Source organism: Streptomyces sp. NPDC048415, assembly GCF_040651675.1.
GTDB lineage: Bacteria > Actinomycetota > Actinomycetes > Streptomycetales > Streptomycetaceae > Streptomyces.
This window is the reverse complement of record NZ_JBEZKJ010000012.1, coordinates 109,363-135,984: the sequence shown is the minus strand read 5'-3', so window position 1 is coordinate 135,984 and position 26,622 is coordinate 109,363. Positions and strand designations below refer to the sequence as shown.

Annotated in this window: 25 protein-coding genes and 2 pseudogenes; 17 read left to right on the top strand and 10 right to left on the bottom strand. The window is 71.0% G+C overall.

Going from position 1 to position 26,622, the window contains the following annotated elements:
- A partial coding sequence (gene tnpA / locus AB0D27_RS11920; protein WP_362505818.1) for an IS200/IS605 family transposase occupies positions 1-295 on the top strand: 295 nt, incomplete at its 5' end.
- A 120-nt stretch (positions 296-415) separates the two neighbouring features.
- Here the strand turns inward: tnpA and AB0D27_RS11915 are convergent.
- From AB0D27_RS11915 to AB0D27_RS11905, 3 genes are all read right to left on the bottom strand, one after another.
- Positions 416-1,327 (bottom strand): NAD(P)-dependent oxidoreductase, encoded by a 912-nt coding sequence (locus AB0D27_RS11915; RefSeq protein WP_362505815.1) that lies wholly within the window; start codon positions 1,325-1,327, stop codon positions 416-418.
- Between the two features lie 60 nt (positions 1,328-1,387).
- Positions 1,388-2,164, bottom strand: a complete 777-nt coding sequence (locus tag AB0D27_RS11910) for a GNAT family N-acetyltransferase (protein ID WP_362505812.1) — start codon at positions 2,162-2,164, stop codon at positions 1,388-1,390.
- 114 nt (positions 2,165-2,278) lie between these two features.
- Positions 2,279-3,151, bottom strand: coding sequence for a helix-turn-helix domain-containing protein (locus AB0D27_RS11905; RefSeq protein WP_362505809.1), 873 nt, complete (start codon positions 3,149-3,151; stop codon positions 2,279-2,281).
- A 374-nt stretch (positions 3,152-3,525) separates the two neighbouring features.
- Between AB0D27_RS11905 and AB0D27_RS11900 the strand changes: the two genes are divergently transcribed.
- The 9 genes from AB0D27_RS11900 (at position 3,526) to AB0D27_RS11860 (ending at position 12,175) form a co-directional block, all read left to right on the top strand.
- Positions 3,526-3,858 carry a carboxymuconolactone decarboxylase family protein gene (locus AB0D27_RS11900; RefSeq protein WP_362505807.1) on the top strand — a complete coding sequence of 111 codons (333 nt, stop codon included), beginning with the start codon at positions 3,526-3,528 and terminating at the stop codon, positions 3,856-3,858.
- A 22-nt stretch (positions 3,859-3,880) separates the two neighbouring features.
- Positions 3,881-4,306: a cupin domain-containing protein gene (locus AB0D27_RS11895; RefSeq protein WP_362505804.1), complete on the top strand. Its 426-nt coding sequence runs from the start codon at positions 3,881-3,883 to the stop codon at positions 4,304-4,306.
- Positions 4,307-4,351: 45 nt separating this feature from the next.
- A complete protein-coding gene (locus AB0D27_RS11890; protein WP_362505801.1) occupies positions 4,352-5,368 on the top strand; it encodes a zinc-dependent alcohol dehydrogenase family protein in 1,017 nt (338 codons plus the stop codon).
- A 646-nt stretch (positions 5,369-6,014) separates the two neighbouring features.
- Complete coding sequence (locus AB0D27_RS11885; protein ID WP_362505798.1) at positions 6,015-6,686, top strand: DUF998 domain-containing protein; 672 nt, start codon at positions 6,015-6,017, stop codon at positions 6,684-6,686.
- The gene (locus AB0D27_RS11880) at positions 6,683-8,800 is read left to right on the top strand and encodes a glycosyltransferase (RefSeq protein WP_362505795.1); all 2,118 of its coding nucleotides are present in this window, start codon (positions 6,683-6,685) and stop codon (positions 8,798-8,800) included. Before AB0D27_RS11885 ends, AB0D27_RS11880 begins: the two co-directional genes overlap by 4 nt.
- Positions 8,769-9,512 (top strand): response regulator transcription factor, encoded by a 744-nt coding sequence (locus AB0D27_RS11875; protein WP_362505792.1) that lies wholly within the window; start codon positions 8,769-8,771, stop codon positions 9,510-9,512. Before AB0D27_RS11880 ends, AB0D27_RS11875 begins: the two co-directional genes overlap by 32 nt.
- Before the next feature lie 3 nt (positions 9,513-9,515).
- On the top strand, positions 9,516-10,604 hold the full coding sequence (locus AB0D27_RS11870; protein ID WP_362505789.1) for a HAMP domain-containing sensor histidine kinase: 1,089 nt from the start codon (positions 9,516-9,518) through the stop codon (positions 10,602-10,604).
- Between the two features lie 82 nt (positions 10,605-10,686).
- A complete protein-coding gene (locus AB0D27_RS11865) occupies positions 10,687-11,121 on the top strand; it encodes a cupin domain-containing protein (protein ID WP_362505787.1) in 435 nt (144 codons plus the stop codon).
- A gap of 103 nt (positions 11,122-11,224) precedes the next feature.
- On the top strand, positions 11,225-12,175 hold the full coding sequence (locus tag AB0D27_RS11860; protein WP_362505784.1) for an alpha/beta hydrolase: 951 nt from the start codon (positions 11,225-11,227) through the stop codon (positions 12,173-12,175).
- Positions 12,176-12,306: 131 nt separating this feature from the next.
- Here the strand turns inward: AB0D27_RS11860 and AB0D27_RS11855 are convergent, their stop codons facing one another.
- A complete protein-coding gene (locus AB0D27_RS11855; RefSeq protein ID WP_362505821.1) occupies positions 12,307-12,561 on the bottom strand; it encodes a hypothetical protein in 255 nt (84 codons plus the stop codon).
- A 204-nt stretch (positions 12,562-12,765) separates the two neighbouring features.
- On the opposite strand from AB0D27_RS11855, the gene AB0D27_RS11850 reads away from it, so the two are divergent.
- Positions 12,766-13,227, top strand: coding sequence for a (2Fe-2S) ferredoxin domain-containing protein (locus AB0D27_RS11850; RefSeq protein ID WP_362505781.1), 462 nt, complete (start codon positions 12,766-12,768; stop codon positions 13,225-13,227).
- A 66-nt stretch (positions 13,228-13,293) separates the two neighbouring features.
- On the opposite strand, the gene fusA is transcribed toward AB0D27_RS11850, so the two are convergent.
- Both fusA and AB0D27_RS11840 read right to left on the bottom strand, forming a co-directional pair.
- The gene (fusA, locus tag AB0D27_RS11845) at positions 13,294-15,393 is read right to left on the bottom strand and encodes an elongation factor G (protein ID WP_362505778.1); all 2,100 of its coding nucleotides are present in this window, start codon (positions 15,391-15,393) and stop codon (positions 13,294-13,296) included.
- A 361-nt stretch (positions 15,394-15,754) separates the two neighbouring features.
- Positions 15,755-17,755, bottom strand: a complete 2,001-nt coding sequence (locus AB0D27_RS11840; RefSeq protein ID WP_362505775.1) for an RICIN domain-containing protein — start codon at positions 17,753-17,755, stop codon at positions 15,755-15,757.
- A 256-nt stretch (positions 17,756-18,011) separates the two neighbouring features.
- Between AB0D27_RS11840 and AB0D27_RS11835 the strand changes: the two genes are divergently transcribed.
- Complete coding sequence (locus AB0D27_RS11835; protein WP_362505772.1) at positions 18,012-18,758, top strand: MBL fold metallo-hydrolase; 747 nt, start codon at positions 18,012-18,014, stop codon at positions 18,756-18,758.
- Here the strand turns inward: AB0D27_RS11835 and AB0D27_RS11830 are convergent, their stop codons facing one another.
- Positions 18,759-19,133, bottom strand: a complete 375-nt coding sequence (locus AB0D27_RS11830) for a MerR family transcriptional regulator (protein WP_362505769.1) — start codon at positions 19,131-19,133, stop codon at positions 18,759-18,761. It lies immediately after the preceding gene.
- A gap of 59 nt (positions 19,134-19,192) precedes the next feature.
- Between AB0D27_RS11830 and AB0D27_RS11825 the strand changes: the two are divergent.
- Positions 19,193-20,365 (top strand): annotated as a pseudogene (locus AB0D27_RS11825) (MFS transporter); the annotation flags it as partial.
- Positions 20,366-20,380: 15 nt separating this feature from the next.
- Here AB0D27_RS11825 and AB0D27_RS11820 read toward each other — a convergent pair.
- Entirely contained in the window at positions 20,381-21,238 is an 858-nt protein-coding gene (locus AB0D27_RS11820) for a GNAT family N-acetyltransferase (RefSeq protein WP_362505766.1), read from the bottom strand.
- Between the two features lie 134 nt (positions 21,239-21,372).
- On the opposite strand from AB0D27_RS11820, the gene AB0D27_RS11815 reads away from it, so the two are divergent.
- A complete protein-coding gene (locus AB0D27_RS11815) occupies positions 21,373-21,606 on the top strand; it encodes a hypothetical protein (protein ID WP_362505763.1) in 234 nt (77 codons plus the stop codon).
- Between the two features lie 113 nt (positions 21,607-21,719).
- Here AB0D27_RS11815 and AB0D27_RS11810 read toward each other — a convergent pair whose 3' ends face one another.
- Positions 21,720-22,364, bottom strand: coding sequence for a chaplin (locus tag AB0D27_RS11810; RefSeq protein WP_362505761.1), 645 nt, complete (start codon positions 22,362-22,364; stop codon positions 21,720-21,722).
- A 268-nt stretch (positions 22,365-22,632) separates the two neighbouring features.
- On the opposite strand from AB0D27_RS11810, the gene AB0D27_RS11805 reads away from it, so the two are divergent.
- Positions 22,633-24,201, top strand: a complete 1,569-nt coding sequence (locus AB0D27_RS11805; RefSeq protein WP_362505758.1) for an alpha/beta hydrolase — start codon at positions 22,633-22,635, stop codon at positions 24,199-24,201.
- 152 nt (positions 24,202-24,353) lie between these two features.
- Positions 24,354-24,860: a DUF4232 domain-containing protein gene (locus tag AB0D27_RS11800; RefSeq protein WP_362505755.1), complete on the top strand. Its 507-nt coding sequence runs from the start codon at positions 24,354-24,356 to the stop codon at positions 24,858-24,860.
- Positions 24,861-24,929: 69 nt separating this feature from the next.
- Here AB0D27_RS11800 and AB0D27_RS11795 read toward each other — a convergent pair.
- Positions 24,930-25,408 (bottom strand): annotated as a pseudogene (locus tag AB0D27_RS11795) (amino acid permease); the annotation flags it as partial.
- 105 nt (positions 25,409-25,513) lie between these two features.
- Here AB0D27_RS11795 and AB0D27_RS11790 point away from each other — a divergent pair.
- The gene (locus tag AB0D27_RS11790) at positions 25,514-26,611 is read left to right on the top strand and encodes a chemotaxis protein (protein ID WP_362505752.1); all 1,098 of its coding nucleotides are present in this window, start codon (positions 25,514-25,516) and stop codon (positions 26,609-26,611) included.
- Positions 26,612-26,622 lie beyond the last annotated feature (11 nt).

Genomic DNA, 26,622 nt, shown 5'->3' with positions numbered 1-26,622 from the left:
GGAAGTCATGCGAGCCGTCTGCGCCGACTTCGAAACCGAACTGGTCGAGTTCAACGGCGAGAAGGACCACGTCCACCTCCTCGTGCACTACCCGCCCAAGGTCTCGGTCTCCAAGCTGGTCGGTTCCCTCAAAGGCGTCTCCGCCCGCAGACTCCGCCAGGAGTACCCCGACCACATCCGCAAGTACCTGTGGGGCGCGCACTTCTGGTCACCCTCGTACTTCGCGGCGAGTTGCGGCGGCGCCCCGCTCAGCATCATCAAGGAGTACATCGAAAACCAGCAGCGCCCGCAGTAGACGGCTGAGGCCAACAGTGCAGACCCATGCACGCGCGCGAGTCAGAGCAGTCCAGAGAAGCGCTTCCTCCCGGACGTGAACGCCCGGGGTTCCGCGCTAGATCATGCTGAACGGACCGGCTCACACCGTCGCCTTGAGCGCGGCGATCCCGTCGTAGCAGGACGGATAGGTGGGGGTCCAGCCCAGTTCCCGCTCCGCCTTCGCCGAGGAGACCCGCATGGTCGTCCGCATCATCACCTGCGCGTACGACATGGGTTTCATCAGCCACAGCGGTACGGTCATCGGCTTCGGCAGGCCGAACCGCTGGGCCACGGCGCGGACGTGGGCGGCGAAGCCCAGGGGGGTGCGGTCGGTGATGTTGTAGGCCTGGCCGGGGCGGCCGCTTTCGACGGCGGCGACGACTGCACTCGCCGCGTCGACCAGGTCGATCCACGGCAGGACCCGGCCCGCGTCGTCGGCGACGGGGAGCTGCCGCTTGCGCAGCATGGACAGGATGGCGTCGGTGCCGCCGGGGCCGTAGAAAAGGCCGAAGCGCAGCGCGATTCCCTCCAACCCCTCGGCCCCAACGGTGAGTTGCTCCTTGATGCGCATGGCCGCGATGTGCTGTTCCAGCTGCGCGGTGGTGCCCTTCGGGCCGAAGGTGTCGTGCTCGGTGAGGACGTGGTCTCCGTAGTCGCCGTATCCGTACCCGAAGACCATCGACTCGGCGACGAGTCGCCGCGCGCCGGTGGCCCGTGCGGCCTCGATGAGGTGGGCGGTGCCGTCGATGCGCAGTGCGTTGGTCGCGTACATGCCGCGATGGCGTAGGGGCGCCTTGCGCAGGGCGGTCGCGGCGACGACGACCGTGTCGAAGTGCTGCCCGTCGACGGCGCGCAGCAGCGCGTCGCGGTCCATCAGATCGGCCTGGACGCCGTGAGCCGGGCCGCGGCCGAGGCCGGTGACCTTGTGGCCCGCATCGGTCAGGGCCCGGGTGATGTGCCGACCGAGAACGCCGCTGGCGCCGGCCAGGAGGATGCTCTGGTTCGTCGTCATGCGCATGCGACGGTTCGGGGGTGCCGGGATGTGACATCGTCCCGTCGACCGCGACGAGCGTCACCTCGTATAGACGTACGGTGTCGTCGTGGTCAGCGGCTGGAAGCCCAGGCGGGCGAGGATGGGGCGGCTCTGGCTGGAGGCGTCGACCTGCACGTACCGGTAGCCGCGGGCCGCGGCGACGCGGGCACGGTGGGCGACGAGGGCGCGGTAGATCCCTCGGCCGCGCCAGGCCTCGACGGTGCCGCCTCCCCACAGTCCGGCGAAGCGGGTGCCGGGCAGGAGTTCCATCCGGGCCGCGCTGACCGGTATGTCACCGGCGAGCGCCACGACGGCGACGACCGTGTCCGCGGCGCTGTTGAGCTGGGCGAGCAGTTGGTGACGCAGCCGCGTGCCGTCCGTTCCGAAGGCCTGTTCGTGTACGTCGGCCACGAGGTCGACGCCCGCGCGGTCGGTGACGGGAAGCAGCCGTACGCCCTCGGGGGGCTCGGCGTCGAGTGCCAGATCGCCCAGCTCGGCGACCATCAGTGTCTCCTCGGGCTCGGCGGTGAATCCGGCCGCGCGCAGACGTTGCCCCAGATCCTCCGGCTTGTCGTGCCCGTACAGCTTCCATTCGAACTCCCGACCGAGTTCGGAGTAGTAGCGGATCTGGTCGGTGATGGCCGCGTCAACGCTCGCCCCGTCCAGATCCGACCAGATCACCCCGTTCCAGCCCCGCTCGGCGCCGACCTGGCGTACCACTTTTCCGACGCGCTCGACCCGGGCTCCTGGTGCGTCGGGGCGCGCGCCCTCCCGCATGTCCCGGTCGAACAGGGCCAGTACCGCTACGTGATCCATGGGGCTCACTCCAGCATCCTGGGGTGAGGGAGGGCAATGGGAATTCGTGGCCGCTCGCCCCGTGGTCGGTCAGTTGTCCGCCAGCGCCCGAAGATCGACGCGACCTCGGCGGGATCAGTCGACCGATCGGGGCCGTATGGGCTCGCGGCTTTCGGCGGCCCAGGAGGCGAGGAAGCGCAGTCGCTCGTGGGTGGGTGTGCCGGCCGCGGCGGTCCAGATGATGACCTGCTGGTCGGGGTCAGTGCTGCAGGTGAGGGTGTCCCAGTCGAGGACGAGCTCGCCGGCGACCGGATGGTTGAGCGTCTTCGTGCCCACGGTGAGGGCGGAGACGTGGTGGGCTCCCCACCACTGCCGGAAGTGGGCGTCCCGCACCGACAGCTCCCCGACGAGGGCGGTCAGCCGTGGGTCGTCGGGGTACTTGGCCGCTTCCATTCGCAGCTGCGCGACAGCGCCCCGGGCGACGGTCTCCCATTCCGGGTACAGCGACTTCATGGCGGGGTCGGTGAAGAGCAGCCGAATATAATTGCGCTGCTTTTCCGGGATTTCCGCGAAATCGGTAACCAGGGCGGCGGCCAGAGGATTCCACGTCAGGACGTCCATACGTCGCCCCACAACCATGGCCGGGGTCGCGGTGAGGTCGTCGAGCAGCCGTTGCAATTGCGGTTGTACTTTCTGCACGGTACGTCGGCGGGGCCGTGCGATCCCCTTCCCGGCCAGCTCGAACAGATAGTCGCGCTGGTCGTCGCCGAGGTGCAGGACCCCGGCGAGGGCGGCCAGTACGGACGCGGACGCCTGGATGCGGCCCTGCTCCAGTCGGGTGTAGTAGTCGGTGCTGATGGCGGCGAGCAGGGCCACCTCTTCGCGGCGCAGGCCGGCCACCCGCCGGGGCCCTCCGGTGTCGGGCAGTCCGACCGTGCGGGGGCTGAGCTCGGCGCGCCGGGCCTTGAGGAACTCCCCCAGCTCGTTGAGATGGGCGTTGCTGGTCATGCCGGCCAGTGTGGCACCGTTCGTCGGACGGAAGGGGGGGAAGGTTTTCTCCCTGGATGTTCTCTTCCCGGGATGGAATTCTCCTCTTTGCGGGCGCGCGCGATCGTGGCAAGGTCGATGAGCGGGACGACACTGGTCATCGGAAAGCACCGAAGCGAGTGGGTGTGATTGTTTCCTTCATTCGGTACTTCCTGTGCCGCACGGAAAATGCACGCACGACGACCGGCCGCCGCCACCCGATGGGCGTAAATGCACGCACGAGGACCGGCCGCTACCCACTGGGCGTAAATGCACCCACGCCGACCGGCCGCCACCAGCTGGGCGTGGTCGCGTATCCGTATTCGGCCCGAACCCGCTAACGCAAGGAGCCCCCCATGGCTGAAGAGAAGGCCGTCGCCCCGCAGGCGCTCGGCGAATTCGCGCCCAAGCTCGTGGAGCTGACCGACAGGGTCCTGTTCGGCGACGTGTGGGAGCGCCCGGGTCTGTCGCCGCGCGATCGCAGCCTGGTCACGGTCACCACGCTGGCCGCCCTGTACCGCACCGAGCAGCTCGGCTTCCACCTGCGCAGGGCGCTGGAGAACGGGCTGACGCGGGAGGAGCTCGTCGAGGCCATCACTCATCTGGCCTTCTACGCGGGCTGGCCCAACGCGATGACCGCGATCACTCAGCTCAAGGGCATCGTCGACGAGTCCGGCCAGGTCGGCTGACACCAAGAAGAAAGAGATCACGATGGAACTCCTGAAGCAGCCTCCGACCGGCAAGGGTCCGGCCGACTTGTTCGCCGGTGACGTCTGGTTCGACGTCATCTACCGGGGCGAGGAGCCGTCCCGAGCCCGGGCGAACATGGTCAAGTTCGCCCCTGGCGCCCGTACCGCCTGGCACTCGCACGGTCTGGGTCAGACTCTGTACATCGTGGAGGGCATCGCCCTCATGCAGTCCCGCGGCGGCGACCTCCTCGAAGCCCATCCCGGCGACGTGGTCCACACGCCGCCTTGCGAGGAGCACTGGCACGGCGCCGCCCCCGACCAGTTCATGATCCACCTGGCGCTGTGGGAGAACCCCGGACCCGGCGGCGGCCCTGAGAACACCTGGCTCGAGCACGTCGCCGACGACGAGTACAACGGCCCCCGCGTCAGCACCCGCGTCCGCCCATGACTCCTCTGACACCCCCCTCAACCCCTCAGGATCGGAGAAGCCATCATGCGCGCAACCATCATTCACAAGCCCGGTGACATTCGGGTGGAGAACGTCCCCGACCCGAAGATCGTCACCTCGACCGACGCGGTCATACGTACCGTCGCCACCTGTGTGTGCGGCTCCGATCTGTGGGACTACCGCGGTATCAACCCGGTCACCGAACCCCACCCGATGGGCCACGAGTACGTCGGCGTGGTCGAGGCGGTCGGCAGCGACGTCACCTCCGTCACGCCCGGCCAGTTCGTCATCGGGTCGTTCGCCACCTCGGACAACACCTGCCCCAACTGTCGCAACGGGTATCAGTCCTCGTGTGTGCACCGTGAGTTCATGAGCACCTGTCAGGCGGAGGCGTTCCGCGTCCCGCACGCCGACGGCACCCTGGTCGCCACCCCCGAGCAGCCGGACCAGGAGCTGATCCCGAGCCTGCTGACACTGTCCGACGTGATGGGCACCGGTTGGTACGCCGCCGTCGCCGCCGAGGTCGAACCCGGCTCCACCGCCGTCGTTGTCGGCGACGGCGCGGTCGGCCTGTCCGGCGTCATCGCCGCCAAGGAACTGGGCGCCGACCGCGTCATCGCCATGAGCCGTCACGCCTCCCGGCAGAACCTCGCCCGCGAGTTCGGCGCCACGGACATCGTCACCGAGCGCGGGGACGAGGGCATCGCCCGGATCAAGGAGCTCACCGAAGGCATCGGTGCCGACTCGGTCCTCGAATGCGTCGGCACCCAGGAGTCCATGCTGCAGGCCCTGCGCTCCACCCGCCCCGGCGGCAACGTCGGCTTCGTCGGCGTCCCGCACGATGTGGAGATCAACGGCCAGGAGCTGTTCTTCTCACACGTCGGCCTGCGCGGCGGACCCGCCCCCGTACGCCGGTTCCTGCCCGACCTCATCGACCGCGTCCTGAACGGCCGCATCAACCCGGGCAAGGTCTTCGACCTGACCCTCCCCCTCGACCAGGTCGCCGAGGGCTACCGCGCCATGGACGAACGCCGCGCCATCAAGACGCTGCTGCTTCCCTGAGGCCATCCCGTCTCGGGCCCGGGCGCTGTGCCCACGGCACTTCAGGGTGCGGGCGGAAGCCGGGTCCGGCGCCTGCGCCAGGGGACCCATCCCGATCAGCCCGTGCATGGCCGGCTGTGCGGTCTGCCGGGTGACACCGATTCGGCGGGAGGATTCGGACCGAGGTTCGTAGTCCTCTCCGGCTCGGCCGGCGCCGTCGCGACGACCGGCACCACCGTCAGCAACGCGGCCGACACCACGAGCACGGCCGGACAGGACCTGCCGGTCACCGCACCGAAGCTCACCTGCGCCGAGCCGGCCGCCAAGAACTTCGACACGCTCGACGACGCCTCCCCCAGTGTCACTTCGGCCACCGTGAAACCGCCGACGACGCCTTCGACTGGGCGGGCGGTCCCTTCACCTCCGGCTACCAGCAGTGGTGTCGGCGCGACGGACTCACCATGGACTGCTCCCGTCGCAAGCCGAAGAGCTGGCGTCAGCGGTCTCTCTGTGCGCGCCCATCGGTCCGGGCCGGTGAGCGCGTCCGCGTGGTGCGGCGGCCGGCCGATGTCGGGGCAGCGGTTCATGGCTGCTTCAGAGGTCGCTTCACGGAAGCTTCATACGGCCAGTGGTACGCGCCTTATCGCTCGCCGGTTGGCTGGCCGCCATGCACGCATTCCTCTCGCCGCGGGCCGCTGGCGTCCCCCCTGATCCGAAGCGGCTCACGTCGGCGGCGCACACCGCCCTCGCCGGATCGGTCGCCCTGGCAGCGCTGCTCCACCTCGGGTGGGCCGAGCAGGTGGATCCGGTCGGACAGACGCTCAGCGACTACGCGCTGCACGACGGTGCCGCGGCGCTGTTCACGGCCTGCGTAGGATCCGCCGCCGCGGGCTCCGCGGCGGTGCTTGCCGGGCTGCTGCACAGCCGGCTGCCCGTCGGAACCGTTGCCCCTGCCGCGTTGGGGGTGGCCTGCGCCGGGCTCGCGCTCTGCGCGGTCTGCCGTACCGATCCGGCGGGCGGCGTCGAGTCCCTGAGCGGACTGGTGCATCGGCACGCGGCGGGCGCGTCGCTGGCCGCGCTGCCCGCCGCCGGTCTGCTGCTGGCCGGCCGGCTGCGCGGCCACCGTCGGGCGGCCCGGATACGCACGCTGTCCTGGGCGAGTTCGGCTTCCGCGCTGCTCTTCCTCGGTACGCACGTCAGCGCCACGCGCCCGGCGGACCCCGCGGCGGTGCGGGCCGCCCGGCTGCTCGGGCTGGCCGAGCGGGTGACGCTGGGCCTGGAGATCGCCTTGCTGTTCGCGCTGGCCGACGCGCTGCGCGGCGGTCAGGACCGCCGATGACCGTACTCGCCATCGTGCTCGGCATGTTGGACGCGTGCTGCTACGCGGCGGGCGCGCTGCTGCAGTACGAGGCCACGCACCAGACGTCCGCCGATCCCGCGCCCGGGCTGCCCGCGCTGGTCCGCCGACCGCGCTGGCTGGCGGGTCTGGCCCTGCTGGGAGCCGGCGCTGCCCTGCACGTCACCGCGTTGCGGCTGGCGCCCGTGACGGTGGTGCAACCGCTGGGCGTGGGTGCCGTCGTGGTGAGCGTGCTGTGGGGGCTGCGCACCCGCCGTGCCCGGCTCGAGGGGGCCACCGGACTCGCGCTGGCCGCGATCGTCGTCGGCACCGGGGCCTTCGCGCTGATCGCCTCGCGGGTCACCGTCGCCACCTCCGTCACACCGTCGGCCCAACTGTGGGCCGGGCTGCTGGTCCTCGTGATCGTGACCGGCTGCGCCGTGCTCAGCGCATCGCTGCGGGGGCCGGGCCGCTGTCTGGCGCGCGCCGTGGGCGCGGGGAGCGCGTACGGCTGTATGTCGGTGCTGGTGCGGGCGGCGAGCGAGGAGTTCACCTCATACGGCTTCGGCGGCGTCCTGTGCGGGACCCTCGCCGCGCTGGTCCTCACCGTGCTCGCCGGCTTCTGGCTCACCCAGCGTGCCCAGGCCGCGGGCCCGCCGGAGGTCACGGTCGCCTGCCTCACCTTGGTCGACCCCTTCATCGCCGTCGTCATCGGGGTCGGTCTGCTCGGTGAGGCGCCCGGTCTCTCCCCCGCCACCGCGGGCACCGGGCTGGCCTGCTGGGCACTCGCCCTCGCGGGCGTGCTCCACATCACCCGTACCACCCCCTTTCCCCACCTCACCGCCGATCGCACCGCACCCTCACAGGAGTACGCCATGCAAGGCCCCCGACCGCAGCGCGTCGTCATCGGCGCCGACACCTTCCCGCCGGACGTGAACGGCGCCGCGAACTTCGCCCAGCGGCTCGCCGAGGGACTCATCGGCCGGGGACACGACGTCCACGTCGTCTGCCCCGCGACGGAAGCCGGCCCCGGGACCGCCGTGGAGAAGGGCATCACCGTGCACCGGGTGCCCTCGCACCGCACCCCCTTCCACCCGACCTTCCGCGTCTGCCTGCCCTGGCAGGTGTCCCAGCCGGCGAACCGGCTGCTGGCGGAGCTCTCCCCCGACGTGGTGCACATCCAGTCGCACTTCTCCGTCTGCCGGACCCTGGCGCGCGCCGCACACCGGCGCGGGATTCCGGTGGTGGCCACCAACCACTTCATGCCGGAGAACCTGCTCGGCTACACACGGCTTCCGGCCCGGCTCGCGGAGGCCGCCTGCCGGTTCGCCTGGCGCGATCTCGTACGGGTCTTCCGCCGCGCCCACGCGGTCACCGCACCCACGGCCAGGGCGGTGCGGCTCCTGCACGACAACGGCCTGGACATCCCCGCCCGCGCCGTGTCGTGCGGCCTGGACCTGGACCGCTTCTCCCAGCCGGACGCGCCGCGCGAGGACGCGGAAGCCCGCGTGCTGTTCGTGGGACGGCTCGACAAGGAGAAGAACGTCCACGAACTCCTGCGCGCGCTGGCGCTGTTGCCCGAACGGCTCACGGTGCGGGGCGAGATCGTCGGCGACGGCTCCTGCCGCCGTGAGCTGGAGGAACTGGCACAGAACCTGGGCATCCGGGAGCGGGTCACCTTCCACGGCCTGGCCACCGACCAGGAGGTCCTGGACGCCTACGCCCGCTGCGACATCTTCTGCATGCCGGGCACCGCCGAACTGCAGAGTCTGGTCACCATGGAGGCGATGGCGGCCGGCAAGCCCGTCGTCGCCGCCGACGCGATGGCCCTGCCGCACCTGGTGCACCCCGGCCGCAACGGATACCTCTTCCCGCCGGGCGACATCCCCGCCCTCGCGGCGGCCCTCACGAGACTCCTCGACACCCCGAAGGTCCGGCGGCGGATGGGCGAGGCCAGCCGGGAGATCGTCGCCTCGCACGACATCCGCCGTACGCTGGGCACCTTCGAGGACCTCTACCTCCAGGCCACCGGACGATCCGCGGCGTCCGGTTCCCGCACCACGCCTGTGAACGAAAGCGAGCACGATGAGTACACAGCGCGTTCTGGTCGTGGATGACGAACCCAAGATCCGTATGACCGTACGCGGCTATCTGGAGGCCGACGGGTTCCAGGTCCTGGAAGCCGCCGACGGGCCCTCCGGTCTTCAGTGCGTCACCGAGGACCGGCCGGATCTGGTCGTCCTGGACGTGATGCTGCCGGGCCTCGACGGATTCCAGGTGCTGCGCCGCATCCGGCAGTCCAGCCAGGTCCCGGTGATCATGCTCACCGCCAGGACGGAGGAGGTGGACCGGCTCATCGGCTTCACCACCGGCAGCGACGACTACGTGACCAAGCCGTTCAGCCCGCGCGAGCTGGCCCTGCGGGTGCGGGCCATCCTCCGGCGTACGGACACCGGCACCGAAGCGAGCCCGGTCGACGACGGCACGCTGCGCTTCGCCGGTCTCACCATCGATCCCGGCACACGGGCGGTCCTCGTCGACGGCGAGCGCCCGGCGGAGCTGTCCGCCCTCGACTTCGACCTGCTGACGTCCATGGCCCGCGCCCCCGGACGGGTCTTCACCCGGCGCGGCCTGCTGGCGCAGGTGTGGGGCGAGGACTTCTTCGGCGACGAACGAGTGGTGGACGTCCATATTCGTTCGCTGCGTCGCGCGCTGCGCGACGACGCGAGTGCGCCCCGGTTCGTGGGCACGGTCCGCACGGTCGGCTATCGGTTCGTCGGCCGCCCGGCCGAGGCCGCTGACGAACCTGCCGCGCCGGACGGACGGTGACCGATGGAAGGACACGACTTCACGCAGTCCCGCGCATGGCGGGCCCGGCTGCGCCGGCTCCACTCCCGTCTGTCGCTGCGCAACCGTCTGGTGCTCTCCCATGTCGCGGTCCTGCTCGTGGCGCTGGGAGCGACATCGGCGGCCAGGGAGCTGATCAACGGCCCCGGACACCGTCGTATCGACCCCGACGTGGTCGGCCTGTGGATCGGGTTGGGCGCGGCCGTCCTCGCGGCCGTCGTGCTCTCCCGGTTCCTGGTGCGTCCGCTGGACACCATCCGGGCCGCCACGCACCGGCTCGCCGAGGGGCGCTACGACGACGTCCTGGACCTGCCGAGCGAGCCGGGCCTGGCCGCGCTGGTCGAGGACGTCAACACGCTGGCGTCGACGCTCGCCGGCACCGAGCGCCGCCGGGCCCGGCTGGTCTCCGAGATCGCGCACGAGATGCGGACGCCCATCACCATCCTGCGCGGTCAGATCGAGGGCATGGCCGACGGCATCTTCACGCCGGACGACGCGATGTTCGCCTCGCTCACCGACGACCTGGACCGGCTGCGGAGGCTGGCCGCCGATCTCTCCAGCCTGTCCCGCGTCGAGGAGGGCGCCTTCGCCCTGCACCGCGAGGACGTGGACGTCGCCGCGCTGGCCCGGGCCACGGCGGAACGGCTGCGCCCCCAGTACGACGACCAGCGGGTCGCCCTGACCATCGTGGCCGGCACACCGGTCATCGCGTTCTGCGATCCCGACCGGGTCACCCAGGTCCTGGTGAACCTGCTGGGCAACGCGCTGACCGCGTGCGACGAGGACGGTCACGTGTCGGTCTTTGTGGACATCGAGTCCGGTCCCGCTCCCCGTGTCGTCGTCCGCGTCACGGACGACGGTGTCGGCATCCCCGAGAACGACCTGAACCGGATCTTCAGCCGGTTCGAACGCCTTGAGCACCCGGGGCGGCCCGCGCCGGCCGGCGGCAGCGGCATCGGGCTGACCATCGCCCGGGGTATCGCCCGCGCCCACGACGGGGAGGTCACCGCGTCGTCGCCGGGGCCGGGCAAGGGAGCGACGTTCACCCTGTGGATGCCGAGCGTGCCGATCTGACGAAGTCCCGGAATCCCGGGCGGCGGTGCGTCACACTCCACAGCGGGACGCCAACTCGTCGCCCGCTGAAGGGACTTACCGTATGCGCGCCTTGCTCCGCACCGGGCTGGCCGGAACCGCGGCCGTCTGCCTGTCCCTCGTCACCGGCCCCGCCCACGCGACTCCGCCAGGGCCGGGCGTGACCGCCAAGGTCCTCGCGCGGACGACCGTCGGCGCAACGGACTACACGCTCCGCGAGATCACCATCCCGCCCGGCCAGGCGACCGGCTGGCACTACCACGACGGCCCCTTGTACGGATACGTCAAGCAGGGCACCCTCAGTCACTTCGACTCGACCTGTGTCCGCGACGGCCTCTACCGGGCAGGCGACTCCCTCACCGAGCCGTCCGGCCCCGGTCACGTCCACATCGGCCGCAATCTCGGCACCACCCCGCTGGTCCTGGACGTGCTCTACGTCCTGCCGCACGGGGCCCCGTTCTCCGAGGACGCCGCCAACCCGGGTTGCGACTTCCAGTAGCCTCCGCGCGCGATCGGAGGACTCGAAGGCCCGTGCTAGCATCACCCCACCCATTGCCAGGAATCCTGTCGATTGGTGACACGGGTTCGACGAACGGAACCGTATGTCTCTCCTCGCCCGGCCGGCGGTGGCCTCCTTCGCCGCGAAGTCGATGCAACGCCTTGCCCTGCTGGCGGACAAGCGGGCGAACGGCCGCGGCTCCGCGGCCGCTTCGCACGCCCGCTTCCCCGAGTACCCGCGCCATGCACGGCAGTTGACGGTTCCGACCTCGATCGCTCCGGCCCGGGTCACGGTGTACCTACCGTCGAGTGAGGGTCCGCCTCCGCCGGTGCACGTCAACTTCCACGGTGGCGGCTATGTGATGCCGCTGACGGAGCTGGACGACCCGTTGTGCCGCTGCCTCGCCGCCGAGGCGGGTGTGGCCGTGATCAACGTGGACTACGTCGTCGCCCCGCAGCATCCCTTTCCCGCTCCGCCCCTTCAGGCCTTCGAGGTCGTGCGGTGGATCGCCGCGCACGGCGACGAACACGGCTGGGACGGCGGCCGGCTCTCCGTCGGCGGACAGAGCGCCGGGGGCGGTCTCGCCGCGGCCGTGGCCCGCCAGGCCCTCGAGGAGCGTGGTCCCTCCATCGCGCTGCAGGTCCTCCACTACCCGCCGCTCGACCTTGTGACGAGCGCCAGGGACAAGCGCGCCGCCATCGCCAAACCGCTGCTCCGCCCCTGGATGGGAGAGGTCTTCGACACCTCGTACGTGCCGGATCCGCGCCGGCGTGCCGACCCGCTGGTGTCGCCGGCCCATCCCTCGGACACCGCGGATCTCAAGGGCATCGCCCCGGCCCTGGTGATCACGGCGGAGTTCGACCTCCTCAAGGCGGAGGGCGAACGCTACGCCGGGCGTCTTCGGGAGGCGGGCGCTCTGGTCGAGCACCACGACGTACCGAAGGCGGATCACGGCTACGACGGCACCGACGACGAGAAGGCCCGGGAGGTCTACACCCTGATCGCGCGCCGGGTGCGGCAGGCCGTCAACGCTGGTGCGTCCGACGCAGGTTGAACTGGCCCGTACCTCGGGGCGGACGAGGTGGCCAGGGCGCCCGCCGCACACCGGGACGCCCCGGCCATCCGCCCCTCCATCCCCCTTCGTGGAGCCTGCGTCAGTCCTGATCCCCCTTCGTGGAGCCTGCGTCAGTCCTGCGATCGCCTCTCGGACGGCGTGATACCGAACTTGGCGGTGCCTTCCGTCAGTTCGGGCCGCACCTTCGGGGCCACGGGTACCCCCTTCTCGGCACGTGCAACGGCCACCGAGGCACTGCGTTCGCCGGGGTAGCGCACTCCCTTCACACCGTCCGTCGACGGCAACCCTTTGAGGGTGCTCAGGGTGGCGTCGACGGCCGCGCTGGCACCGTCCGCGTCGCCGAAGGCGGCCGAGTCGAGGGCGATGAGGACTTCAGGCTGCTGGGGCGGTCGACGGCGCGGGTGGATCCGCGGTCGCTGGGGCGGTCGACGGCGCGGGTGGATCCGAGGTTGCTGGGGCGGTCGACGGCGCGGACAGGGCTTCTCGTACGGTGATCATCGGCGCCCGGCGGACAGGCCCGCACGGTGCCGCATGCCCCGCTCGCGAGCTGTTTCGTACGGTGTCGGTCGATGCCCCTCGCCGAAAGGTCTCTCCTGGTGACACTCAACGCCCCGCGCGAACGCTCTCGTACGGCGGCGATCGGCGCCGCCGGTTCGCGCCCCTGCACCCTTGTCGTCTGCAGGGGCTGTTGCTGCGGCAACCCGCGCACGTTCCCGGGCAGCGACCATGCCTGGCAGTTGGAGCGGTTGCGGGCCGGCGCCGAGGCGTCCGGAGGACGGTTCGTCGTGCGGACGACGGACTGTCTCGGACCGTGTGACCAGGCGAACGTCGTCGTGGTGCAGCCGTCCGGGGACGGGCGGCGCAAGGGCGGCCGGGCGACCTGGATCGGATTCGCCATGGACGACGACTGCACCGAGGAACTGCTGGGCTGGGCAGCCGCCGGAGGGCCCGGCATCGCCGAACCACCGGCGGCGCTGGAGCTGCAGTTCGTCCGGCCGCCGCGCGAGTCCCGGGCACGCGCCCGCCGGTGAGAGCGGGCGGGGGGGGCCGCCTACGGGGGACGGCCCCGCCCTCGCAAGGACGGAGCCGTCGTCGCGCTACCGGCTCGGTGTCCCGTGGGACGCCGGGCTCGGTGCCGGGGCGTAGCCGGTGGGCCGGGTGGTGAAGACTCCCCGGCCCCGGGTGCGGCTGCGCAACCGGGTCGCGTAGCCGAACAGTTCGGCCAGCGGCACGGTGGCGCTGATCACCGTCGCGCCCGCCTGCACGAGCGAGCCCGAGACCCGGCCGCGCCGTGCCGCCAGGTCGCCGAGCACCCCGCCCACGGCGTCGTCGGGCACGGTGACGGTGACCTCCACCACCGGTTCAAGGAGCACCATCGCGCTGGCGCGCAGTGCCTCACGCAGCGCGAGTCGGCCGGCCGTACGGAACGCCATCTCCGAGGAGTCCTTCGGGTGCGTCGCCCCGTCGGTCAGGGTCACGCGCAGCCCGGTCACCGGGTGACCGCCGAGGGGGCCCTCGGCGAGCGCGTCCCGGCATCCGGCCTCCACCGCGCGGACGTACTCCTGCGGCACCCGGCCACCGACGACCCGCGAAGCGAACGCGAAGCCCGCCGCGCTCCCGTCGGCGTCGCCCGGGTCGGCCTCCAACGGTTCCACGTCGAGGACGACATGGGCGAACTGACCGGCGCCGCCGTCCTGTTTGACGTGCCGGTACACCAGCCCTGACACCCCGCGGGCGACCGTCTCCCGGTAGGCCACCCTCGGCCGTCCGACACCGACTTCGAGCCCATGGGCGCGCCGGATCTTCTCCACCGCCACCTCCAGATGCAGCTCGCCCATGCCCGAGAGCACCGTCTGGCCGGTCTCGGAGTCGGTGCGGACGACCAGCGAGGGGTCCTCCTCGACCAGGCGCGTCAGCGCCGACACCAAGCGGTCGGTGTCGGTGCCCCTGCGGGCCTCGACCGCGACGGAGACGACCGGATCGGCGACCGTCGGCGGTTCGAGAAGCAGTGGCGCCGTGGGAGCGCACAAGGTCGCTCCCGCGCGGGCGGACTTCGGCCCGATCACCGCGACGATGTCACCCGCCACCGCCTGCTCCAGCTCCGCGTGCCGGTCGGCCCGCACGCGCAGGATCCGGCCGATCCGCTCGCTGCGTCCCGCGCCCACGTCCCACACCGCCTCTCCCTTGAGCACCGTTCCCGCGTACACCCGCAGGTAGGTCAGCCGCCCTGTGGCGGTCGCGTTCACCTTGAACACCAGCCCCACGAAAGGCGCCGTCGGGTCGGCGTCCCGTTCCTGCACCGTCGCGCCGTGCGTACCACGTACGGGCGGCACGTCCAGCGGCGAGGGCAGATAGGTCACGACGGCGTCCAGCAACGGCTCGATCCCGCGGTTGCGGTAGGCCGAGCCGCACAGCACCACCACGCCCTCCCCCGTACGGGTCAGATCGCGCAGCGCCGAAGCCAGCGTCGCCGCGCAGAGCGCGGACCGGTCGCAGAACTCCTCCAGCGCGACCGGGTGGAGTTCCGCCACCGCTTCCTCCAGCAGCCTGCGCCGCCGGTGCGCTTCCTCCCGCAGGCCTTCCGGCACCGGGCCCTCCTCGAACGTGTCACTGCCGTCGCCCCACACCAGCGAGCGCATACGCAGCAGGTCCACCACTCCCGTGAAGGTGTCCTCGGTGCCGATGGGCAACTGGACGACCAGCGGCGCCGGATGCAGTCGCCGCCGAATCGACTCGACCGCGGTGTCGAGGTCGGCACCGGCGCGGTCCAGCTTGTTCACGAAGGCGATGCGCGGTACGCCATGCCGGTCGGCCCGCCGCCATACGGACTCGCTCTGCGGCTCGACGCCCGCGACGGCGTCGAACACCGCGACGGCGCCGTCGAGGACGCGCAGCGAGCGCTCCACCTCGTCGGAGAAGTCGACATGGCCGGGCGTGTCGATCAGGTTGACCTGATGCCCGTCCCAGGCACAGCTCACGGCCGCGGCGAAGATGGTGATCCCGCGGTCGCGCTCCTGGGAGTCGAAGTCGGTGACGGTGGTGCCGTCATGGACCTCGCCGCGTTTGTGGGTGGTCCCGGTGACATACAGGATCCGTTCGGTGACGGTGGTCTTGCCGGCGTCGACGTGGGCGAGGATGCCCAGGTTGCGGACGGCGGTCAGCGGGTTGGTGAAGTGTCGGTGGAGGTCGGTACGCACGGCCCATGGCCTTTCGGACGAGCTGGAAAGGGCGGCGCGATTCCCGGACGAGGAGCCCCCGTTCAGACGGGAGCGAGACCTCTCGGGCAGGCGGAGGTCAGGTGTTCGTCACGGGCGTCCGGTCCCGGCCGCGCAGCCGGTACCGGGCAGCCGAAGACACCAGGATCACCTCGTACTGTGACCGGGGAACGACGACAGCGGTGCGGTAACGCACGGCCGGCTCCCCTCACTCGTCACGACGCGCGCCGCCCGTGACGGCGACGCGCGATTTCGTGGCGAGTTTAGGCAACCCGGCACGGGCGGCGCACCGGAATTTCTCCCGACCGCCGCCCCCGGCCGGTCAGTTGGCGTCAGCGGCGGCTCAGTTGCGGGTCCACTGCTGGTTGGTTCCGCCGTTGCACGACCACAGGTCGATCAGGGTCCCGTTCGCCGTGCCGTTGTTGACCGCGTCGAGGCACAGGCCCGAGACGTTGTTGGTGATGGTGCCGTTGGAGTTGATCGTCCACTTCTGGTTGGTGCCGCCGTTGCAGTCCCAGATGACGACCCGGGTGCCGTTGGCGGTGCCGCTGTTGTAGGCGTCGAGGCACTTGTTGCCGTAGACGACGAGTTCACCGCGCGAGGTGGAGGTGAAGGTCTGGTTCTGGCCTCCGCCGCAGTCCCACAGTTCGGCCTGGCTGTTGTTGGTGATGGTGCTCTTGAAGAGGTCCAGGCAGCGCCCGGATCCGGTGCCGACGATCGCGGTGCCGTTGGTGCCCGGGATGGCGCGGATGGCGACGGCGTCGATGTCGGGCGCGGTGCCGGACGCCGCAAAGGTGAGCGTGTTCGAGCCCTTCGCCAGATGCGCGAGGACGGAGACGGTGCGGAAGGTGCTCGACGGCCCCGTGGGCGGCAGGGCAAGGGTCTGCGCGTACTGGCCGTTGACCTGGAGCGTCGCCTTGCGGGCCGTGGAGCCGCCGTTGGCGTAGCTGATGTCGACCAGCTTCGTGCCCGCGGCGGTCGTCGTGACGCCGGTGAACGTCGGCGTCGTGGCCGAGGTGGTGTCCTCGTACGTCGTTCCGGCACCCTCCGTGCCGGAGACGGTGAGCAGGACTGCCTCGCCGGCGGGCACGCTGGTGGTGTAACTCGTCGCGTACGAGCCGACGTTGGTGGCCGACCAGATGTTGCGCACCGTGGCGGAGGCGGTGGTCAGGCCCATGTCCGCCCAGCGTGCGGTGATGTTCGCCGCGGCGGAGGTTCGGTTCAGCAGCAGGACCGCGCGCTTGCCGGTGCCGGAGAGGATCTTGCTGAAGACCTGCAGCCCTGTGCTGTCCTCGGCGACCTTGACGCCCTGCAGGCCGCGCGGATCCTGGTCGATGCCGATGACCTCGGAGTTGGTGAGGATCGAGGCGGTCGACGAGCTCATGGTGGCCAGGTTGTTGCCCGCGAGCAGGGGTGCGCCGGAGACAGCCCACAGGCCCATGTGGGTGCGGTTCTGGGCTGCGCTCAGGCCGGTCATGCCGACTGTCATCATGTCCGGGTCGTTGTAGTAGCCGGTGTGCTGAGCGGCCGGGTGCAGCGACTTGTCGAAGTTCGCCAGGATGTTGGACATCGACGGGTTGTTTCCCCAGTAGACGATGTCGGTACTGGTGCGCCACATGTCACCCGTACCGGCTGCCCAGTTCCAGGGGTTCCCGGTCCCCCACTCGCACAGCGACAGGACGAGCGAGCGCCCGGTGACCGCGGTAGCGGCGGCGTTCGCGTCGCGGATCGCCTCGTACGTCGTCTCCTGGTCGAGTCCCTCGGCGTCGCCGCCGCACCAGTCGATCTTGACGAAGTCGAAGCCCCAGTTCTGGAAGGCCTGCAGGTCCTGCTGGTTGTGGCCCTCCATTCCGGTGTTGGGCGCGGCAGGCTGGGTGGTCGGGTAGTAGTAGCCGCAGCCGTTCTTCCCGGCGTCGGTGTAGATCCCGGCCTTGAGACCCTTGCTGTGGATGTAGTCGGCGATGGCCTTCATGCCGCCGGGCCACTGGGTGGTGTCGACGCTGATGTTGCCGCCGCTGTCGCGGGCGCCCTGCCACCAGCCCTCGTCGATGTTGACGTACTTGTAGCCGGCGGCGGCCATGCCGGAGGAGACGAGGGCGTCGGCCTGGGCCTTGATGGTGGCGTAGTCGATGGTGCTGGCGAAGCTGTTCCAGGAGGCCCAGCCCATCGGGGCGGGGGCGACCCCGATCTGGTTGGTGCTGACGGCCGTGGGCTCGGCCGTCAGCGGCGCGGCCGAGCGGCCGAGGCCCGCCAGCCCGGCGACGGCGAGCAGCAGGACGGCGCATTGGACACCCGCGCGTCTCAGCGGGCGCCTGAGACCCTCGATGTTCGAAATAGTGGACATGCGGCTCTCCCTTGAGCGGTTTGTTCGCAGACTCGAACAAAAGTCAACGCGACTCGCCATATGGCAGCGCCTCGCCGGAGGCGCGTCAAGTCCCCTGCCGGAACAGGCCGTTCACCTTCGGCCAGAAGGCCGTTCACCGTCGGGCAGCCCCTCCTCACGTCGCAAGGGCGGTCGTCGCACTCCCGCGGGCTCGCGATACCTTCGCCCTGACGCGGCCATCTTCGGCCGCGCACCGGTCTCAAGCGTCGGGATGGTCATGCGCGAGGATGCGATCGTCGAGGCAGCCGCCGGAGTTCATCTGGTGCACGGCAGCAACACGAACTGGGTCGTGCTGACCGACGGCGACGCCGTCACCCTGATCGACACGGGCTACCCCGGCGACCGTCAGGAGCTCCTCGCGTCGCTCGACGCCCTCGGTCACGCGCCCGAGGCCGTCAGCGCCGTGCTCATCACGCACGCGCACAACGACCACCTGGGTTCCGCCGAGTACCTGAGCACCACGTTCGGCATCCCGGTCCACCTGCACGAGGCGGAAGTGCCGCACGCGCGCCGCGAGTTCCTCCAGCAGGTGAGCGTGGGGCAGGTGATGCGCCAGGCATGGCGCCCCGGCGTGCTGCCCTGGGCGGTGCACGCCATCCGGTCCGGCGGCACGGCGGACGTCCGGATGACCCGGCCCGAGGCGTTCCCCCAGGACGGGCCGCTCGATCTGCCCGGCCGTCCCGTTCCGGTGCACACGCCCGGCCACACCGCGGGGCACTGCGTCTACCTTCTGCCGGACGCCGGGGTCCTGATCTCCGGCGACGCCCTGGTCAGTGGTCACCCCACCTCCCGGATACGGGGTCCCCAGCTGCTGCCCGCGATGTTCGACGCCGACCGCCAAGACGCCCTCGCCTCTCTCCACCGCATCGAGGCCCTTCCGGCCGATGTCCTGCTGCCGGGGCACGGCCCGGTGCACCGCGGCCCGGTGCGCGAAGCGGCCCAACGCGCCCAGGAACTGGCCTAGCTAGTCGACGCGGTCCGGCTGGACCGCCGCCAGGTAGGCCCGCAGTGCGTCCCGGTTGCGGGCCAGGCAGTCGATACGGGCCTGGATGCGGGCGATCTCGCCGCGCAGCAGCGCCACGGTCTCCTGGGTGAGGCACTCGGGGTGGAGATGGATCTCGCGGGGGTCGGACAGGAACGGCACAATGGCGCGGATGATCTCGGTGGTGAGTCCGGAATCGAGCAGCCCCCGGATCTGCTGGACACAGGGGACCGCCGAGTCGCCGTACTCGCGATAGCCGTTGGCGGCCCGCTCGGGGTGGAGCAGCCCCTGTTCCTCGTAGTACCGCAGCATCCGGGTCGGGACGCCGGTGCGACGCGAGAGTTCACCGATCTTCATGGCTCTCCTCGGAGGGCACGCTTGCCTTCACACTGATGTGAGGGTTTCAGCATGGTCGCATGTCCCTCGCCTCGCCCGCCCAGGGCACCGCTCCGCCCGCCGCCGCGCTCCCCGTGTCGGGGCTGCTCGCCCTGTCCACGGCCGCCTTCACCGCCGTCATGACCGAGCTGCTGCCCGCGGGACTGCTGCCGCGGATGGCCCCTGCCCTCGGCGTCTGCGAGGAACGCATCGGGTTCCTGGTCACCGGTTACGCGCTCGCCTCCTTCCTCGCCGCCATCCCGCTCACCGCCGTCCTGCGAGGTCTGCCGCGCCGCCGGGTGCTGATCGGCACTTTGGTGGGCTTCGCCTGCTGCAACGCCGTCACCGCCGCCTCGACCTCGTACGCGCTGACGTTCGCGGCCCGACTCACGGCCGGGGTGATGGGCGGCACCCTGTGGGCGATGCTCGTCGGGTACGCGGCTCGTATGGTGCCCGCCGAGCGGCGGGGCCGCGCCATCGCGATCGTGCTGGCCGGCATCACCCTCGCCCTGTCGCTCGGCGTGCCCGCGGGCGCCGCGCTGGCCGACGCCGTGGGCTGGCGCCCGGCCTTCGCCGTACTGGCCGCACTCGCAGTCCTGCTCGTGCTCTGGGTCCGGTGGCGGGTGCCGGGCTTCCCCGGCGAGGCGGCGGGCACGCGCGTGCCGTTGCACCGGGTGGCGGCTTTGCCGGGCATCGCCACCGTCCTGTGCGTCACCTTGCTGCTGCTCCTGGGGCATCAGGTGATGTACACATACATCGCCCCGTTCGCGAAGCATGCAGGGTTCGACCACACCGATCTTGTCCTGCTGGTGTTTGGAGTCGCCACCGTCGTCGGCATCTGGATCACCGGCGTCCTGGTCGACGCACACCTGCGCCGCACCCTGCTGACGGCGCTCGCCCTGATCGTGTGCGCGCTGCTCGCCCTGGGCCTGTACGCCGCCCACCCGGCCGTACTCCTGGGCTCGGCCGCCCTGTGGGGCACGGCCCTCGGCGGAGCGCCCACCCTGATCCAGACCGCGCTGGTCGACGCCTCCGGGCCCGCCCGCGCCGACGTGGCCACATCACTCCAGACCACCGTGTACAACGCGGGCATCGCGGCCGGATCCCTCACCGGTGGTCTCGTCCTGGGGAGTTCGGGCGCGGCGGCCCTCCCCTGGACCTCACTGCCACTGATCGCGGCCGCCTTGAGCATCGTGGCCCTGGGCCGGCGAGCCTTCCCGGTACGGCGCCTAGCCGAGTTCGAGGGTCGTGACCCCGTAGACGCGCTCTCCGGCGAACGGCCTGACCGGGCCGGTGTACATACGGGCCGTTTCGAAGGTCGGGACGAGGCCGAGTTCCTCGACGAGGGCGATGCCCGCCGTGTTCGTCTCGGGGACGTCGACGGCGATCGCGCTGCCGGCGGCGTCCGCGGCCAGCGCGGAGAGGAGCGCCCGGGCGTCCTCGGCGGTGTCGGCGAACAGCGGGCCGACGCGGAGGGAGTCACGGGCGGGGCGAAGCACGGCGTATCCGGTGTGGGCCCCGTCATCGGCGTGGCGGAGGAAGGTGCGGTGCCCGGGTCCAGTCAGCCATGACTCCAGGAACACCGGGCGGTCGGCCGGGTAGCACGCGCTGTCGTACGCCGTGATGGCCGCGCGGTCGCCGTCAGCGGCGGGCCGGACTCCCGACGGCGCCTCGCCCACCGGGGCGATTCCGCTGTACCGGACCGTGCGATGGGCGAGTTCGAAGCCGGACTGGCGGTAGTTGTCCTGCTGTGCGACCACCCCGTCGAGGCCGACGGTCCGGCTGCCGGCGTGGGCGAGGGCCGTCTTCCAGGTGGTGATGCCGTAGCCGCGGCCTCGCAGGTCGGGGTGTACGAGGTAGAAGCCCAGGAAGGCGTAGTCGGCGCCGTAGTTGACCACCGAGATGGCCGAGACCGGCTCCTCGCCGATCCTGCCGATGAAGAAGCCCTCGGGATCCTGGGCGAAGAAGCTCGCGCTGTCGGACAGCCCGGGATTCCATCCCTCGTCCGCCGCCCATCCGCGGACCACCTTCCAGTCCGCGGGCGAGGCCTGGCTGACGACGAGGTCTTCGGGTCCCGGAGAGGTCATGTGGGCGCTCCATTTCATCGGGTTCACGTCCGTGCGGTGGTCGCTCGCTCGCGCAGCATCCTTCCCGATCTCCGTCCCTGGCGCAGCGCCAACCTCCCTGTGCGGGAAGGAATTCGGCCAGAAATGTGGTCGGCATGGGGTTGCCGTTCATGAGCGCCGATCATGTGCCCTTACGCCCGGTGACCGAGGGCGACCTGCCCGTTTCTCCAGCGGTTTCTGACGGACCCCACGACGACAGAACCGTTCCAGTGGTTGAGGCCTGTCCGGCGGATCATTCCGGCCTGCGCAGGGTCACGTTCCGCGACCGGCAGTGGCGTGACGGCGTGCGGTACAGCGTCCTGCGCGACGACTTCGACGCCGCGCGCTGACGACCCCCTACCCACGACCACATCTGGCGCCTTCGCGGAGTCCCGCACGATGCACCAAGGAGGCCCCACCGGTCACGAGCCCGGTGGGGCCTTCTGTCCTCAGTGGGCGTGGGTCAGCGCACCGCGGCGGGCCGGAACCGTCGGTACAGGACGGCTCCGCCCAGGACCAGGGCCGCGCCCGCGGCGAGGGCGGGCACCGTCTGGTCCGTGCCGGTGTGGGCGAGGGAGGCCACCGGCTGGGACGGAAGCCGGGGCGCCGCCGGACGCGGGTGCGCCTTGGGCGGCTTCGGGGCGGGGGCCGCCGGGTGGTGGGGCCGGTGGCCGGAGGTGTTCGTGGACTTGTTGCCGACGGTCGCGTTGCCGAGGCCGACCACGGTCGCGGAGTTGCCGCTGACGTTCACCGGGAGATGCACCGGGAGCTGTACGCCGTTGCCGGACAGCACACCCGGCGAATCCTTTCCGCCGCCGTGCGCCACGGCACCCCCGCGCGTCCCACCCGGGGCCTGAGCATCACCACCGCCCTTGTTGGCGCAGCCGTTGCCCGCCGCCGGGTTGAGCAGCCCCGCCACGTTCACGGTGTTCCCGCACACGTTCACGGGAACGTGCACCGGGACCTGGATGGTGTTGCCGGAGATCACCCCGGGCGAGCCGGCCGCGCTACCGTCCGCCGCGGAGTCGGCGTGCGCCGGCATGGTCACGGCCAGCGCGCCCGAGGCGGCGGCCGCGGCGATCAAACCATTTCGGGCAACCCGTTTCATAGGTTCCCTGCCTTCCAGACATGGTCGCGGGCACTCACCCGCACCGCGTAAAACGCGAGAGAACCATCCGAGTTATGGCTTATCGGGCTTTCACCCCATCGAGCGTCACGTTTATCGAACTGGCGCGGCCGCTCGCGCACGGGGTGTCGGCGCGCAGAGTAAGGCACGACGGCCGGTTCCGCTCGCCCAGAGGCGTGGTCCCGGACCCGCGCTTATCGTGAGCGAGGGGGTATCACCGGTCCACCGCCGGGGAACCCTGGAGGCATGCATGCTGTCCGCGCACCAACGCTGCGCGGTCGCCGGAGCCGCGACCGCGACGCTCGCCCTGCTGGCGGCAGGCCTGCCGACGGTGGCGACGGCCGCCGACGGTCCCGACCTGTCCCGTTTCTACCGCCAGAAGATCAAGTGGTCCGCCTGCGAGGGCGACGGCATGCCCAAGGACCTGCAGTGCGGAAGGGTGACCGTCCCGCTGGACTACGCGAAGCCCGGTGAGGGCACGCTCGACCTGGCCATGGCCCGCTATCGGGCGACCGGCAAGTCGCGGGGTTCGGTGCTGCTGAACTTCGGCGGTCCCGGCGGCGCCGGCGTCCCTGAGCTCGCCGCCGGCGGCAAGGACTTCATGGGACTGACGAACGGCTACGACGTGGTGACGTTCGACCCCCGCGGAGTCGGCCGGTCCTCCCCGGTGAGCTGCGGCGAAGGCGCCGACGAGGTCTCCGGCGCGACGGACGGCGGCGTCGACAGCGTCGACGTACAGGCCTCCCTCAAGGCGGTGAAGAAGGCCGCCGACGAATGCGCCAAGCACTCCGGTCCCGTCCTCCGCCACATAGGCACGGTCAACGCCTCCCGGGACATGGACGTGATGCGCCAGGCGCTCGGTGACAAGAAGCTCAACTACCTCGGCTTCTCTTACGGGACGCGGCTGGGCGCGGTGTACGCCACTCAATTCCCCAAGAAGGCGGGCCGGTTGGTGCTCGACGGAGTGGACACGCTCACCGAATCGCTGGCGGAGCAGGGCGTCGCCAGCGCCGAGGGACAGCAGACCGCCCTCGAGGACTTCATCACCTGGTGCGCCAAGGACATGACCTGTCCGTTCGGGCAGGATCCGCGCAGCGCCCGGCAGCAGGTGGTCCAACTCGTCGACTCGCTCGACGAGGAGCCGGTCCCGTCGGACTTCGGCCAGCAGTTCTCCGGCCAGGACCTGGTGGGAGCCATGAGTCAGGCGCTGTACAGCCAGGCGATGTGGCCGAGTCTCGAACAGGCCCTCAATGCCCTCGTCCAGGACGGCGACACCCGCGGGCTGATGCAGCTCTCGGGAGGCGCCGCCCTGCCCGACACCCCCGCGACGCCCCGACGGAACGGCGGCCTCGTCGCCCCGGAGGACGTCCCTCTCGACAACCTGCCTGCCGCGCTCATGGCCATCAACTGCGCAGACGACCCCGACCGGCCCACCGCCGGCCAGGTCACCAAGGACATCGACAAGCTGCGCGCCGCCTACAAGGAGGCGTCCCCGGTCTTCGGCCCGTACCGGCTCACCCAGGTCCTGATGTGTTACGGCCGCCCCAAGGGCACCGACTACATCCGTGACGAGGTGCGCGACGTCCACACCCCGAAGATGCTGCTCGTCGGCACGCGTGGCGACCCCGCGACCCCGTACCGCTGGACGCTGGAGACCGCCAAGCGGCTCGGCTCGTCGGCCGTCGTGCTCGACAACGAGGGTGAGGGACACACCGGATACGAGTCCTCGAAGTGCGTCCACCGGAAGGTCGACGACTTCCTGCTCTACGGCTCCCTGCCGGACAGCGGCAGCTCGTGCGGGCCGGACTCCGGCGACTGAACCGGGCCCCCGTGGACCGTCGCCTGCACAGGCACGTAACCCGGAGACCTCGGCTACAACCCCCCGGCCTGCGCAGCCGTCACACTGGGCAGGCGTCGCCTCGACCGGGCACGCCGCACCCGAACGTGAGCACACCAGGGGGAACACCACCGATGCGCATCCGAACCGTCCTCGCCCTCTCTACCGCCGCCACCGCGCTGCTCCTGGCCGTGCCCCAGAGCGGCTCGGCCGCCGCGCAGCCCGCGAAGTGCGAGCAGAAGGCTCTCGTGCTGCGGGCCGAGCGGTCCGCGGACCCTCGCGTACTGCACCTCGGCGTCACCAACCGCTCCCTCCGCACCTGCACCGTCGACCGCATCCCCACGGTCATCTTCGGCGACCTCGACGGAGCGGCTCTGCCGACGCCCGCCGGGGCGAGCGGTCCGTACCGGATCGGCGCGGGCAGGACGGCGTACGCGGCCCTGCGCACGATCTCCGATCCGGCCGACCCGGAGGTCCGTCGGGTGGACTCGATCACCGTCTCCGCCGACCCGTCCTGCTATGGGCGCTCCTTCACCGCGGCCGAGCTGGGCGCCGGTGACGCGGTACTGGTGTGGGAGCCGGTGACGACCTGGTGGAAGCCGTCGGTGGCCGCCGCGGACAAGGCGCTCGGCCTGAGCTGAGCAGACCTTCGGGACGGTCAGAAGTCCACGGGGTCCCGCACGATGGGGCAGGTCATGCAGTGGCCGCCGCCCGCGCCGGATGAGCAGGAAGAACGACCACAGACCCACCGAGGAGAGCACCGCCGCGAGGACGGTGTCCCCGTCGCCGAGGGTGGGCGCGATCGCCGCGATGGTCGACATGATGAGCACCCAGTAGGTCACATTGCCGACGCAGGCGCTGGCCCAGTGGCCGAACGCCGAGAAGAAGCCGAGGTACTCGCCGAAGCCCGCCTTCACGTAGGCGTAGACACCCGCGTCGAGGTCGGGTCTGCGGATCGCGAGCCGCTGGAAGACGAAGGCGAGCATCAGCATTCCGGTACCGGCAGCATTCCGGTACCGGCGACGGCCCAGGCGATCAGCGCGCCCGCCGCGCCCGTCTCGTGGGCGAACCGCCGCGGCAGGGAGAAGACGCCGGCCCCGACCATCGATCCGACGACCATCGTCGTGAGCGTCAGCACCGTGAGTTTGGCGGCGAAGGGCGCCTGGGTGTCGGTCTCGACCTGCGTCATGGGCGTCCTACGGCGGTGGCGGAAAACATGGCCTGACGACCCGAGCGACAGTAGCAACGAAGCGCCCCAAATGCCCGATAGGCGAATCAGTCCTATCGTGCAGGTATGGAGCACGCTCTCAGCCCCGCGACCCTCACCGAGCTGCGCAGGCCGCGGCCCTATCCGGCGGTGTCCGTGCTGACGCCGACACACCGCCGTGAACCGGACAACGCACAGGACCGGGTCCGGCTGCGCAATGTGGTGGCCAAGGCCAAGAAGCAGCTGGAGTCCGATCCCGCGGTCACCCGCGAACGCAGGACCGACCTCGCCGCACAGCTCGACCGGGCGCTGGCGGAGGTCGATCTGGCGCACGCCGAGGACGGTCTGGCGATCTTCGCGGCGCCGGGCGAGCACCAGGTCTGGTCGCTGGCCCGCACCGTGCCCGAGCGCGTGGTGCTCTCGGACACGTTCCTGACCCGCAATCTCGTCGCCGCACAGGTCTCCGAGCGGCCGTTTTGGGTCCTCGCGGTCTCGGCCGACCGGGTGACGCTGTGGAACGGCGGCGCGGGCCATGTCGTCGAGGATCACACCGGCGGCTTCCCGCTCACCAGGGACCGTGAGAATTTCGACGCCGAGCGCCAGGAGCAGATCGGCGACATCCCGAGCACCTTCCGGGACGAGGGGACCCGGCACTTCCTGCGCGGCGCCGACACCACCATGGGCGTCGTCCTGCGCGAGCTCCCCCGCCCGCTGTACGTCACCGGTGAGACGGCCGCCCTCTCCCTGCTCGACGAGATCGGCGCGGTCACCAAGGACGCGACACACATCCGGCACGGCGGCCTCGCGCACGCCACCCCGGACGCCGTGTGGCAGGCAGTACGTCCGCTGATCGCCGCCGAGGAGAAGCGGAACGCCGCCACGGTGGCGCGGGAACTCGAAACGGCGCGTGGACGCAAGGAGTTCGCCGCCGGGGTCGACGAAGTGTGGCAGAACGCGACCGAGGGCCGCATCCGGCTGCTCGCGGTGGAGGAGAACTACCGCGTGACGGTCCGCGACGACGGCGGCGAACATCTCGTCCCGGCGGAGACCGGTGATCTGGACAGCCGCGATGACATCGTCGACGAGATCGTCGAACAGTGTCTGGAGACCGGCGCCGACGTCCGCTTCGTGCCCGACGGCAGCCTCCGGGACGCGAAAGGGATCGCCGGGGTACTGCGCTATTGATCTCTCCGGCC